The 13,807-nt window shown below is 45.7% G+C and carries 10 protein-coding genes; 6 read left to right on the top strand and 4 right to left on the bottom strand.

The window, feature by feature from the left end; all coding sequences use genetic code 11:
• Positions 1-95 precede the first annotated feature (95 nt).
• Entirely contained in the window at positions 96-2,852 is a 2,757-nt protein-coding gene (locus tag FEF09_RS11825) for a TonB-dependent receptor (protein WP_146305304.1), read from the top strand.
• An 84-nt stretch (positions 2,853-2,936) separates the two neighbouring features.
• Here the strand turns inward: FEF09_RS11825 and FEF09_RS11820 are convergent, their stop codons facing one another.
• On the bottom strand, positions 2,937-4,241 hold the full coding sequence (locus tag FEF09_RS11820) for a hypothetical protein (RefSeq protein WP_261387428.1): 1,305 nt from the start codon (positions 4,239-4,241) through the stop codon (positions 2,937-2,939).
• 137 nt (positions 4,242-4,378) lie between these two features.
• Between FEF09_RS11820 and FEF09_RS11815 the strand changes: the two genes are divergently transcribed.
• Positions 4,379-5,392: a phosphotransferase enzyme family protein gene (locus FEF09_RS11815; protein ID WP_186774305.1), complete on the top strand. Its 1,014-nt coding sequence runs from the start codon at positions 4,379-4,381 to the stop codon at positions 5,390-5,392.
• Positions 5,393-5,469: 77 nt separating this feature from the next.
• On the opposite strand, the gene ychF is transcribed toward FEF09_RS11815, so the two are convergent.
• Positions 5,470-6,573, bottom strand: coding sequence for a redox-regulated ATPase YchF (gene ychF, locus FEF09_RS11810; RefSeq protein ID WP_146305301.1), 1,104 nt, complete (start codon positions 6,571-6,573; stop codon positions 5,470-5,472).
• Positions 6,574-6,716: 143 nt separating this feature from the next.
• Here ychF and FEF09_RS11805 point away from each other — a divergent pair, with 143 nt between their 5' ends.
• From FEF09_RS11805 to FEF09_RS11795, 3 genes are all read left to right on the top strand, one after another.
• Complete coding sequence (locus tag FEF09_RS11805) at positions 6,717-7,955, top strand: nucleoside recognition domain-containing protein (protein WP_146305300.1); 1,239 nt, start codon at positions 6,717-6,719, stop codon at positions 7,953-7,955.
• Positions 7,956-8,029: 74 nt separating this feature from the next.
• Positions 8,030-9,280 carry a YeiH family protein gene (locus FEF09_RS11800; RefSeq protein WP_146305299.1) on the top strand — a complete coding sequence of 417 codons (1,251 nt, stop codon included), beginning with the start codon at positions 8,030-8,032 and terminating at the stop codon, positions 9,278-9,280.
• A 75-nt stretch (positions 9,281-9,355) separates the two neighbouring features.
• Positions 9,356-10,618 (top strand): glycosyltransferase family 39 protein, encoded by a 1,263-nt coding sequence (locus FEF09_RS11795; protein ID WP_146305298.1) that lies wholly within the window; start codon positions 9,356-9,358, stop codon positions 10,616-10,618.
• A 4-nt stretch (positions 10,619-10,622) separates the two neighbouring features.
• Here FEF09_RS11795 and FEF09_RS11790 read toward each other — a convergent pair whose 3' ends face one another.
• A complete protein-coding gene (locus FEF09_RS11790) occupies positions 10,623-10,916 on the bottom strand; it encodes an MTH1187 family thiamine-binding protein (protein WP_012791353.1) in 294 nt (97 codons plus the stop codon).
• 14 nt (positions 10,917-10,930) lie between these two features.
• Positions 10,931-12,466 (bottom strand): bifunctional GNAT family N-acetyltransferase/carbon-nitrogen hydrolase family protein, encoded by a 1,536-nt coding sequence (locus FEF09_RS11785; protein ID WP_146305297.1) that lies wholly within the window; start codon positions 12,464-12,466, stop codon positions 10,931-10,933.
• 245 nt (positions 12,467-12,711) lie between these two features.
• On the opposite strand from FEF09_RS11785, the gene FEF09_RS11780 reads away from it, so the two are divergent.
• The gene (locus FEF09_RS11780; protein ID WP_261387427.1) at positions 12,712-13,803 is read left to right on the top strand and encodes a glycosyltransferase; all 1,092 of its coding nucleotides are present in this window, start codon (positions 12,712-12,714) and stop codon (positions 13,801-13,803) included.
• The last annotated feature ends 4 nt before the right edge of the window (positions 13,804-13,807 follow it).

The raw sequence follows: 13,807 nt of genomic DNA, 5'->3' as shown, positions 1-13,807 counted from the left end.
AAACCGGCTGTGCCGACTATTCAACTATTTTCCTTACATTCATTAAAACAACAAAACAGAACCGTAATCCCAAGATCATCCTAAATCGCCACTGTATGAAGAACTATTTACAACTCGCCTGTTTGTGCGCCCTTTTGTTGCTGATGAACCTATCTTCTGTCGTCTATGGACAACAACAGCAGACCATTACAGGCACGGTAACAGACAAAACAACAGGTAATCCCTTACCAGGCGTCACGGTTAGTGTAAAAGGCTCTCTGGCCGGTACAATTACTGACGGAAGCGGCAATTTCCGGTACAATACCAGCAAGTCCTTTCCGCTGACGCTCATTTTCTCCTCCGTTGGTTATACGAATAATTCAGTGGTGGTCAACAGTGCCGGTAATATCACGGTACAACTCAGTTCAACAGAGATCCTGGGAGAAGAAATCGTAGTAGCGGCCAGCCGCGTTTCCCAAAGTATACTGGAGTCACCGGTATCTATTGAGAAGCTGAATGCCACGGCTATACGCGAGTCCCCTACCCCGAGTTTCTATGACGCATTGCCATCCCTGAAAGGCGTAGAGTCCAGCGTACAGAGTCTTACTTTCCGTACCATTACTACCAGAGGTTTTAATACCAATGGTAACACCCGCTTTAACCAGCTGATGGATGGTATGGACAATCAGGCCCCCGGTCTGAACTTCTCCGTAGGTAACATCGTTGGTATTTCCGAACTGGACGTAGCCAGCGTAGAATTACTGCCCGGAGCATCCTCTGCCCTCTATGGCGCCGGTGGTATGAACGGTACCCTGCTGATGACCAGCAAAAGTCCTTTTGAATATCAGGGGCTAAGCCTGAAACTGCAGGGTGGTATCAACCACGTGGGTAAAAAGCAGCAGAACTACATAGGATTCATTCCTGATGTTACTGCCCGTTATGCAAAGGCTTTCGGAAAGTTTGCCTTCAAACTGAATTTTGGCTATATGCAGGCTGACGACTGGCAGGCAATCGACTCTACCAATTTCAGCAGACTGAACCTCACTACAAAACCGGGTTTCTCCCACGCACAGGATCCTAATTACGACGGTGTCAACATCTATGGTGATGAAATTACGAATACCTTTGGTGCTACCGGCGGATTGCTCAACGGACAGGCTGTTTCCCGTACAGGTTACAAGGAAAGAGACCTCGTAGATTATGGTACACACAGTTTAAAAACAGGTGCTGCCTTCCACTACAAAATCACGGACAATACAGAGGTGATCCTTCAGGGGAACTGGGGAACCGGTACGACCGTTTATACCGGTTCTGACCGTTACTCCCTGCGTAAATTCAACCTTGGTCAGTATAAACTGGAAGTACGTGGCAAACGCTTCTTCGTGCGTGGTTATACCACACAGGAGCGTTCAGGAGAAGCTTATAACGCTACCGCACTGGGTACCATCCTCAATGAAGCCTATAATCCAAGTGTTACAAGAGATGCCAATGGTAATATCAACGGTGGATGGTTTGCTGAATATGCAACGGTTTATAATCAGGCAAGAGCCGGTATCTTCCCGGGTGCGCCGGGTGCAAAAACCAATGAAGAAGCACATTCTATCGCAAGGTCTTATGCTGACAGAAACCGTCTACAACCCGGTTCCGCTGCCTTTAATCAGGCCAAAGAAACAATCACCGGCAATTATATTGGTTTCGGTGCAGGCAGAAACGGCGCGAAATTCAATGATAAGACAAACCTCTATCACTATGAAGGATTCTATGACTTCAGTGATCATATCAAGGTATTAGAAGTACAGGCAGGTGCATCTTTGCGCCGTTACTCCCTGAATTCTGATGGTACCATCTTTGACGATGCAGACGGCCGTATCAAGATAGACGAATATGGTGCTTATCTGCAGGTTGGTAAGAAACTGGTCAACGACAGGATCAAGCTGACGGGATCTATCCGTTATGACAAGAATGAGAATTTTGACGGCCGCTTTACGCCACGTTTATCAGGCGTATTTACAGTAGCACCACGTCACAATATCCGGTTGTCCTTCCAGACTGCTTACCGCAATCCTACCAATCAGGATCAGTACATTGATCTGCCAATCCGTGCCAATACACGTCTGATAGGTGGTTTGCCTGAACTGCTGACCAAGTATGACCTGTATAACAATAAAGGTTATACGCAGGCAAGTGTACAACGTTATGCTGCTACCGGCGATCCAACCCAGTTACAGCAATATACTTTCAATAAATTCAGACCAGAGAGTGTAAGCGCCTACGAAATTGGTTATAAGGGTCTTATTAAAAACCGTTTATTGATCGATGCCTATTACTATTACAGCGCTTACAAAAACTTCCTTTCCTATGTAGCACTGATACAACCTACACAGCCACTGGCACAGGATCCGGCACTAAACAGCGCAAGGATCTTTGCGACCTACGTGAACAATCCTGAGACGGTAAAAGCACAGGGTGCTGCGATCGGACTGGATTATCTGATCAACAGCTGGACCTTATCCGGTAACTTCTCCTATAACGACCTGACCAACGATGAAGGCGATCTGGATAACAATTTCAATACGCCGAAATATCGTTTCAATATAGGTATTGCCAATAAGAACATCTACAAAAACTTAGGCTTCAACGTGATGTACCGCTGGCAGGATGCCTTTACCTGGAGCTCCAGCTTCGTAAGAGGTGATGTATCAGCATATGGTACCATTGATGCACAGGTGAACTACAGAATTCCGAAGATCAAAGGAACGATCAAAGTGGGTGGTTCTAACGTGACCAATCACTACTTCCAGACTTCCTTCGGTAACCCGAAAGCAGGTGGCATCTACTATGTGGCGATCCTGTTTGACGATCTGCTGAGATAATACGGTCAATCAGAAAATAAAAAAAGGGGACTGCCACAAGTAGTCCCCTTTTTCATGTAATAAAGTATAGCTACAGAACGATGATTATTGATTCTTTTCTGCCCAATCGCGCAGGGTTACAATTACATCGAATAATACACCAGCTTCTCCTCTGAAATCACCCGATCCTTTCGGCTCACCTGTACGCACATCATACCATTCATAGAAGCCTTTATTTGTCAGCACTCTTTCTATAATCGGGTTCAGTTCTGCTACTGCTTCTTTCACCAGACCATGCTCTGCCAAGGTCTGTATCATCCTGCCACCAAACCAGGTCCAGTCACCTCCATTCTGATATACATAAGGATGCATGTTGGGATATAAGTCAGCAGGATAAGGCGGATATACTGTTATACCGATGGTAGCATGTTTTTCTTTTGCCGCTGCGGCGACCATCTGTCTGTTGATGACGATGATCTCTTTTGGTGTGTTGAAGCCAGCCATAATCGCACAGGCAGAACCACCGGTATAGAGGATTTCCTTTTCATTGAATGAAGCCGGGAAGGGACTTCCATCCAGATAAAGGTGCGGAATGTATTTCTGCGCATCACTCATCCACAGATGCTTTCTTACATTTGTTTTAATGGCAGCTGCAGTTGTTACCCAATTCCTCGATGTTTTATATGTAGCAGGTTTTATCGCAAGGAAATCCTGAATAGCGATGACGTACATGGCATTGTCATAAATATCTACTGCCCATTTTGTTTTATCATTGATCGCAACGCCCCAGCCTGTCTCTGGTTGTACATCGCCCCAATCTACTGTCGTAGCGCCTTTCACAAGTCCATATTTTTCCGCCCATCTGTCTTTAAGGATATATTCCAAAGCAGCTTCGAGTCTGCTCAATACGCTCTTTCCTCCTATCTCTTCTTCCAGTATACTACGATCGCCGGTTACGTCGATGTATTTTCTGATAGCCTGTATAAGCGAAGATTCCTGATCAGTTTCGACTGTATTTTTATGTGCCGCCCATTCCGGCGCCAGTGGAGAATACCGGTACTGATAACCTACACCCGCCTTTTTGCTATCAATGACACCATCTACGATATTACCGTCTTCTCCCTGCATCTTCAGGAATAACAATAACATGGATCTGACTTCTTCTTTTGTGCGGACTTTCAATGACCCTTTAATAAAGGTATTGAAGTCGCGGATCCAGACTTCTCCATAGGAAGTACCGGCATTAAAGCTTGTCAGGAGCGCTAATGCCCGTCGTTGAATGGTATCGAGACGGGCGTCTTTCAGGATGCCGGCCGAAAGCGCCTTTTTATCGGTTTTCTGTGCAGATGCCGGCATACAGAAGGCCAGAGTAGATAAGGTAATGATCAGGTAAGCTGAACGTACATGCATATCGTGGTTTGTTCTATTTACAAAGTAAATGTACGAACATGTATTTAAATGTACAAACATAATAGTCTAACAGGTATCAGTCGGGGAATAACAGGGCGGTAATGGTCATAAGTAAGGGGAAGTCTTATATTTGCGACATGCAACCCATATTCCCCACTACTTATTCGACCCTTAGCCCAGACGCCCTTGCCACTTATGTCAGCGAGCATTACGCACTGCAAAATGTACAATGTCAGTTCATTGTCCGCGGTGTTGGCGACACTTATCTGATTACGACAGATAAGGACCGTTTTATCCTGCGCATTTACCGGTCCTCTCACCGGACACTAGGGCATATCCAGTCAGAAGTGACGCTGCTGAATGCCTTAAAAGACGCAGCTATTTCTGTTTCCTATGCAATAGCAGACAAGCATGGCCATCAGATTCAGGCCTTGCCTGCGGCAGAAGGTATCCGGCATGCAGTATTATTCTCTTATGCGGAAGGTCGTTCGCATGGTATGCTCTCGGATAACCAGCTACGCAATTTAGGCCTTGAAATGGCCCGTTTTCACAATGTGTCAGCGGCTATCAGACTGGAAGATCCCCGCTGGACTTTTGATCTGGATACGACCTTATTTCAGCCACTGGCGGCAGCAAAGCCTTATTTCAGGGAAGATCCTGTTACTTATGAGTGGATGCTGGCAGCTGTGGAAAGAGTAAAGCTCGCACTGGATGGCATCCATACTGACCAGATCAGTACAGGTTATTGTCATTTTGATTTTTTGCCTAAGAACTTCCATTTCGACAACAACGATAAGATCACGCTATTTGACTTTGACTTCTTTGGACGTGGGTGGTTGATTTATGATATCATGACTTTCCGCCAGCAGTTATTGCTGGATAAGCTGATGAACAGATTGACGGATGAACAGATGGAAGCGGCTTTCGCTACCTTTCTGAACGCCTACCGTTCGGAGCGACACCTGAATGAGGAGGAACTGGCAGCTATTCCGTGGTTAGGATTGGGATTCTGGTTCTATTATATGCACTTTCATTTTACGCATGACCAGTTTTATCCACTTACATTACTATATGCTTTGCAAAGCAGAATGGGAATGTTGAAGAAATTGCTGGAGGAAGAGTGGAAAAAAGCGATGGCTGTAATGTCTTAAAATAGGCGACGTCCCGGGGAGGCCCGGGACGTCTTAGATTTGTTGTACCCTTCAGTGGGAAAACCCTGAAGTATCTTTTAAACGTTGAAACGGAAGTGCATTACGTCACCATCGTTTACAATGTATTCTTTACCTTCTATACGTAAACGGCCGTTATCGCGGCAGGCAGCTTCTGAACCATATTTTACATAGTCCGCATAAGCGATCACCTCAGCTTTGATAAAACCTTTTTCGAAATCAGTGTGGATCACACTTGCAGCCTGTGGCGCTTTCCATCCGGTGTGGATAGTCCATGCTCTCACTTCCTGTACACCAGCGGTGAAGTAAGTGATCAGGTTCAGGAGGCTGTAAGCAGAACGGATCAGGCGGTTCAGGCCTGGTTCCGTCAGGTTATATTCGGAGAGGAACAGTTCTTTATCAGCTGCATCTTCCATTTCGGAGATCTGGGCTTCAATGCTGTTGTTCATCACCACTACAGTTGCGTTTTCTGCTTTTACAGATTCCTGCAGCTGTACAGAGTATTTGTTGCCGGTCAGCATGGATGCTTCGTCCACGTTTGCCACATACAGTACTGGTTTTTCTGTCAGCAGGAACAGGTCAGCGACTGCAACACGTTCTTCTTTGCTCAGACCCAGTTCACGGATATTTTTACCTTGTTCCAGATGCGCCTGGCATCTTTTCAGGATTTCGAATTCTATTTTAGCTTTTGGATCACCACCGGTTTTAGCCATTTTCTCGGTACGCGCGATTTTCTTTTCAACGCTTTCGAGGTCTTTCAGCTGTAATTCGGTATCGATGATTTCTTTATCGCCTACAGGATTGATCGCACCTTCTTCTCTCAGAATGTTTTCATCTTCAAAACAGCGGATCACGTGCACGATTGCATCCACCTCACGGATATTAGCGAGGAACTTGTTACCAAGACCTTCACCTTTGCTCGCACCTTTTACAAGGCCTGCGATATCTACGAATTCAATAGTAGTAGGAACCACGCGTTCCGGTTTCACCAGTTCTTCCAGCTTTGCCAGACGCTCGTCCGGTACGTCTACAAGTCCTACGTTAGGTTCAATTGTGCAAAAGCGATAATTGCTCGCCTGCGCTTTTGCGCTGTTGCTTACCGCATTAAATAATGTCGATTTTCCCACATTCGGTAATCCAACAATTCCTACTTGTAACGCCATTTTAGAAAAAATTTGCGCGAAGATAATGCTTTTTTAGCTATCAACCCACACTCTCCCGGAGTGAGCCTGATGATATAACACAGATTTCTCCTTTTAATATTAAATTTTTGCCATTAGATTTGATGTTCAATCATTTCACATATATGGCATTAAACTATGTTTGGCTTGGCTTCTTCCTGATCTCTTTTGTTGTGGCCGTTTGCCGCCTCATATTCCTGCAGGATACTGCCGTATTCTCAACTGTGATGAATGGCATGTTTGAGAGTGCTAAAACAGGGGCAGAAATATCTCTTGGGCTGGCAGGTATTATGACCTTCTGGCTGGGGATCATGAAAGTGGGAGAACAAGGTGGAATGATCGGTATTCTGGCCCGCTGGGTGGATCCTTTCTTTTCGAAACTATTTCCGGGTATTCCGAAAAAGCATCCGGCGATGGGCTCTATTCTTATGAATTTTAGCGCCAATGCACTGGGACTGGACAATGCGGCCACCCCTGTCGGTTTAAAAGCCATGAAGCAGTTACAGGAGCTGAACCCGGAGCCGGAAGTGGCGACGAATGCCCAGATCATGTTTCTGGTGCTGAACACAGCCGGTATCACCCTGATTCCGACCTCTGTGATCGCTTTACGTATTGCGGCGGGCAGTTCGAATGCGGCGGATATTTTTATCCCGACACTGATTGGTACCCTGATCTCCTTTATTTCCGGGATGCTGGCAGTGGCCCTGTACCAACGTATCAATCTGCTGAAAGCACCTATAGTACTCACCTTTGCTGTGTTCGGCATCTTGCTGGCAGGACTTTATTATGCGATGCAGGTATTGCCTCCGGACAAAATTGCTGCTTATACGGCCTTTGTAGGCGGATTTGTAATATTTGCCATCGTGGTTGCTTTTCTGGGTCTGGCAGCGGTGAAAAAGATCAATGTATATGATGTGTTTATAGAAGGTGCGAAGGAAGGTTTTCAGGTATCCATTACTATTATCCCCTATCTGGTGACGATGCTGGTTGCTATCAGCGCGTTCAGGAATACAGGTTGTATGGATTATGTACTGGACGGGCTGAAGGCATTATTTGCCGGTCTTGGTGTCAATACCGCTTTTGTAGACGCATTACCGGTAGGCCTCATGAAACCATTGAGTGGTGGTGCAGCCCGCGCATTGATGGTAGATATCCTGAAAACGCATGGTCCGGATTCATTTGTAGGACGACTGGCCAGTATTATTCAGGGTTCTACGGAAACGACGTTCTATGTGCTGGCGGTGTACTTTGGCTCTGTCAATATCAAAAAGACGAAATATGCGCTGACCTGCGGACTGATAGCCGACGTGGTAGGTATTGTGGCAGCAATTATTCTCGCTTATATATTCTTTCCACTTGCTTAAATTCTTTTTACTATCTTGGCCGGCACCACCAATAAATCCGCTTCCACCAAGGGGAAAAACTTAACTTTTTTGTCATGCCTAAGAAAACGCTTCACGAAGATTGGATTGCTGTAATTATTGCATTTCTGACTATTGGCCTGGTGCTGTTCGGCCTTAAACCTGTCCTTCCAAAAATTGCGGTATGGAACGACGCTTCATTTATCACCGCGCAATTTGCGGGTGTTGAGATCTGGAAACAGACCGGTATTTTATTCCTGTGGGTATTGGGCAGTATACTGCTGGCCAAATCATTCACAGGCAAGGTAGAGGTAGCAAAACTCTTTATCTCTCTCCTGTTCATCATCTTTGTAACATTGCTGGCACAGTTTATTGCCAGCTATAAAACATTGAAGGATTTCGGGATTGAGGTGGTGTTGTTCAGCCTTATCCTCGGACTGCTCATCAGCAATCTGGTGGGAGTGCCTGCTATACTGAAACCTGCTATTCAGACGGAGTTATATATCAAAATCGGGTTGGTTCTGCTGGGTGCCAACGTCCTGTTTGACGATATTATTAAAGCCGGCGGACTAGGTATCCTGCAGTCCGTGGCAGTTGTATTTACTGTCTGGTATTTCAGTTTCTGGGTATGCCGGAAACTCAAACTCGATGATGAATTCCGGATGATGATATCCAGTGCGGTATCTATCTGCGGTGTATCAGCCGCTATCGCCACCGCGGGTGCGATCGAAGGAGATAATAAAAAGCTTTCTCATGTCATCTCATTGGTACTGATCGTAGCGATCCCTATGATGTTGTTCATGCCATATATTGCCACATGGGCACATATGCCGCCAGCCGTTGCTGGTGCCTGGCTGGGAGGTACAATTGATACTTCCGGCGCCGTAGTGGCCGCGGGAACTATGCTGGGAGAAGAGGCGCTGAAATATGCGACGCTGGTGAAATTCTCACAGAACGTATTACTCGGACTGGCCGCATTCTTTATTTCCCTGTACTGGTCGTACACCCGTAAGGAAGCTGGTTATGAAAAGCCTACGCTGCGTACGATATGGGAGCGTTTCCCAAAATTTGTGCTCGGATTTATATGCGCTTCCCTCCTGTTTTCCTTCCTGCTGCCGGCAACATCAGTGGTTGCTGCGAAAGGGCCTTTAAAAGATCTGCAAACATATTGGTTCGCTATTGCGTTTACCTGTATAGGACTGGAGACGAAATTCACCGATATCTTTAAGATGGAGAATGGTCGTCCGGCAATGGCCTTTATCATTGCTCAGGCCTTTAACATCGTATTTACGCTGGTGATAGCCTACCTGGTATTCGGAAGATCATAAGATACAGACCGTTCGCAGATACCGGCAACCGCAACGCCAGTCACTGTGAACGGTCTTTTTCTTTATCTGTTTACCATGCGACACCCCAGATCACAGGAACGTACATTGATTTTTACCGGTATTGCCGGATATATCCTGTTGTTTGTCATCACACTGTTGCATAAACAGCCTCCCCTTTTTGATGAACCCCTTTTCATTCCTAATGTTTATCTTTTTGAACAATACGGCTTCAGCAGGACTTTCCTCTTACATATCGACAATCAGGCGCCGGGCCCTCTTTATCAGTTTGTTCATTCCGCTTTAAAACCGCTCACGCACCTGCAAACGCCCGGTATACGAATGGTTAATACAGGCATGTTATTGCTGATCATTCTCCTGCTGGCGGCTATTATCCGTAAGATGCAACGCAGGTTGAAACGAAATGTGTGGCTACCGGCCTTTCACATCATGGCGGTTCCCATGGTCTGGCAGGTAGCGGGTATGGCGCTGACAGAAATCCCACCCATGTTATTTGCTACTATTTCCATCTGGCTGCTGCAACATGCGATGGAACGTACGACCAAACGCTGGTGGCAGGGGTTGTCGTTAAGTATATTGGCTGGATTAAGTCTGGGACTCGCCATACTGGGACGTTCTCCCTTTGTGGTGATCGTACCGGCGGCGCTGTTACTTTTATTGCAGACAGCCGGAGAATGGCGGAAATGGGTCATCGTGTCTGTCTATATGGGACTGGCACTTGCCTGTTGCGTACCGGTATTTATTATCTGGGGAGGATTGATGCCACCGAAACAGGCCATCATCAGTACGGGCGGATTAGTGCTATGGCATGGGATACTGGCATTCTCTTATGGGGCTTTGATCGCTGTTATTATTGCGCCCGGCTGGTTTATCTATAACCGGCAGATATTACTGGTACTGATTATACTTTACGCCATACTATTGCCGGCTAATTACTACTGGCTGCATTATGAGTATGCGCCGTTAAATGAGGCCCTGAAGAAGATCTTCCCGGCAGCCGTCATGCACATTTATCCTTATCTGATATCGCCATTGCTGGCTACCATTGCACTATATTTTCTGTATTGTGCTTTCTGGCAGGGAATGGAGCGGCGTACGGAACCCTTTTTCCTGTTTATTCTGTTTGCCACGCTGCTGATGCTGGCTACCAGTTTTAAGGTAACACATCTTTTCAGTTCGCGTTATGTGGCACAGGCAGCTCCTTTATTCATCCTTTTACTCGCTCCCTATATCCGTATCAGTTATGGGCAATGCATACGTTTTGCTGCCGGAATGATCATCGGACTATTGTCACTGGAAACCTATTTCCAGTTCAGATAAAAACTCAGTCGTATTTACCTGTTTTATCTTCTATGCTGACATCAGCATCCTTTTTGATCTGCATCTTTACATAAACCAGCAACTGGGAAGCGCCTGCTTTGAAGCAAACTTCCTGTGCTTTTCTCACTACTTCCATACACTCATCGTAAGTTCCCTCTATCACTGTTTCAAAAGGACAAACCCTGTATTTGAGGCCAGAAGCCTGAATCACTGCTATCGCTTCATCCACTACCGCATATACCTGATCGCTGGGAACAGAAGGAAGGATCTGCAAGGCTAAATTGATCTTGTGTGCCATAATTTTTATACTGTTTAACGTTTCTTCCATTTTACTTCATAAAGATCCCTTCTCATGTCCTTCTTTGTCTGCACACTGCCAAAGGCACTCAGCTCTTTCAGCAGTACCAGATCTACGTCTGCGATAACCACCATTTCTGTATTGGCAGTAGCATCGGCTTTGACGCCGGTCACCGGAAAGGCAAAGTCAGAAGGCGTCAGCACAGCGCTTTGCGCATATTGCAGGTCCATATTATTTACCTTGGGTAAATTACCCACGCAACCGGCCATCGCCACATAACACTCATTTTCAATGGCCCTTGCCTGTGCGCAGAACCGCACACGATTGAAGGCATGCTGGGTATCTGTCAGGAAAGGTACAAACAATATTTGCATTCCCTGCTCTGCCAGTATGCGGGAAGGTTCAGGAAACTCTACATCGTAACAGATCTGAATACCGATTTTACCACAATCTGTATCAAATACTTTCAGCTGATCTCCGCCTTTGATCCCCCATGCATATACTTCGCTTGGCGTCGGATGCATTTTGATGTAGTAGTCGTGCGTACCATCCCGGCGACAGAGATAGCAGATATTGTATAATGAATCTCCGATGAGGATCGGCATGCTGCCGGAAATGATATTTACGTTGTAGGAAACCGCGTGTTTGATAAACTGGTCCCTGAGTTGCTCGGTATACTGTGCCACTCCCCTGATAGCGGCGGCGCCATCCATCTGATTAAATTCTGCCATCAGAGGGGCGTTAAACAATTCGGGGAATACGACGAAGTCAGAGCCATAGTCGCTTACCGCGTCAATAAAATATTCCACCTGCTGCAGGAAGCCATCAAGTCCACCATAATCCCGCATCTGCCACTGCACTAACCCTATACGTACCGTAGATTTATTGTATCTGATAGTGTCATGATCCTTTTCATAATAGATATTATACCATTGCAGTAGTGTCGCAAAGCCCATGGAAGACTCGTCATGCGGCAGGTAATTCTTGAGGATCTTTTTCACCTGAAAATCATTCGAGAACTGAAAGGTCAATGTAGGATCATAGATCTCCTTATCACGTACCTTTTCGATATAGTCTCTTGGGGACATTTCTTCGGCATATTTCAGATAATTGGGGATACGTCCGCCCGCAACGATACCCCGCAAATTAAGGCGTTCGCAAAGGGTTTTGCGCGCATCATATAACCTGCGGGCCAGTCTGCGGCCACGATAGTCAGGGTGCACGAAAACTTCTATCCCATATAGTACATCACCTTTACGGTCATGTGTACTGAACGTGTAATATCCGGTAATCTGCTCGTAGGTATGTTCATCACCAAATTTTCCATAATCAACGATAATAGAAAGTGCGCAACCTACTACTTTATCATTTACAGTAACAGCGATCTGTCCTTCCGGGAAAAGCTCTACCAGTCTGCGGATAGTAGGTTCCCGCCAGTAGCTGCCTTCCATGTCTGCATAAGCCGATACCATAGATTCTTTCAGATCGAGATAGTCTTCGGGGGTCAGTTGCCTGATGTCGATTGTTTCGGGGATGTGTTTTGATGTCATAACATTAAAGTTCTCTTTATCTTTTACTGCTGCTTTTCTATAATGTAAAAAAAGTAGCTATATTTGGTTTGTTTTTAGCCATGCTCCCATGTAGACCTCGATAAGCAATTATATCACCATAATTCTTAACTGCAGTGTCACTTATCAGGAATCGGGATATAGTTATCATTGGATTACAACAATGGTATACCCCAATAGGAAGTAATTGTAAGAATATAGCTTTACAATTTGCGCGCCATAACCGCGTGTTATATGTAAACACTCCGCTCGACAGAAATACCATCCTGCAACAGAAGGATGATCCCAACGTCGCTTATCACCTTAAGACTATACAGAAAAAAGAGCCTTCGATCGTACCTGTACGGGAAAATCTTTGGAGCTATTATCCTTCTGCGGTCCTTGAATCAATCAACTGGTTACCGGCGCCTGCTTCGCCCGTCTTCTCCTGGTTAAACAAACGGAACAACAGGAAGTTTGCTGCGAGTATAAAAGAAGCGATGGATGAACTGGGGTTCAAAGATGTTATCCTCTTCAATGATAACGATATTTTCCGTGGTTTTTATATGAAAGAGTTGCTGAAACCAGCTACTTACATCTACTATAGCAGGGACTACCTGCTGGGTGTGGATTACTGGAAAAAACACGGCGAAAAGATCGAACCATTACATATCGCAAAGGCGGATATAGCGGTAGCCAACTCCAATTACCTGACTGATATTCTAAAAAAATATAATCCAAACAGTTATTACGTAGGACAGGGCTGTGACCTCAGTCTCTTTGACGTCACACAGGGTTATGCCATTCCTGAGGATCTGAATGACATTAAAGGCCCCATTATTGGCTATGTGGGTGCCCTGAATGCACACAGGCTGGATCCGGGTATTATTGAACATATCGCGCAGGAGAAGAAGGATTGGTCCATAGTACTGGTAGGTCCGGAAGATGAGACTTTCCAGAAATCTATCTTGCACCAGCTGCCGAATGTACACTTTCTGGGCAGAAAAGAACTAAAGGAACTACCAGCCTACATCAAGGCTTTTGATATATGTATCAATCCGCAGCAGGTGAATGTACTGACTGTCGGTAATTATCCGTTAAAAATAGACGAGTACCTGGCTTTAGGAAAACCAGTAGTGGCAACAGCCACCAGAACGATGGAATTCTTTGATTCTCACACTTATCTTGCCCGGAATGCAAATGAGTATGTTACGCTGATCACAAAGGCCCTTGCAGAAGATAATGTAACCCTGCAGGAGCAACGGATCGCCTTTGCCAGATCCCATAGCTGGGAAAACTCCGTAACTGCTATTTATGAGGCAATATTAAATACCGCTTGACCAG

Source organism: Chitinophaga pinensis (assembly GCF_007896845.1).
Lineage (GTDB): Bacteria > Bacteroidota > Bacteroidia > Chitinophagales > Chitinophagaceae > Chitinophaga > Chitinophaga pinensis_C.
The sequence above is the reverse complement of the archived record's forward strand: the minus strand, read 5'-3'. Positions and strand labels throughout refer to the sequence as shown.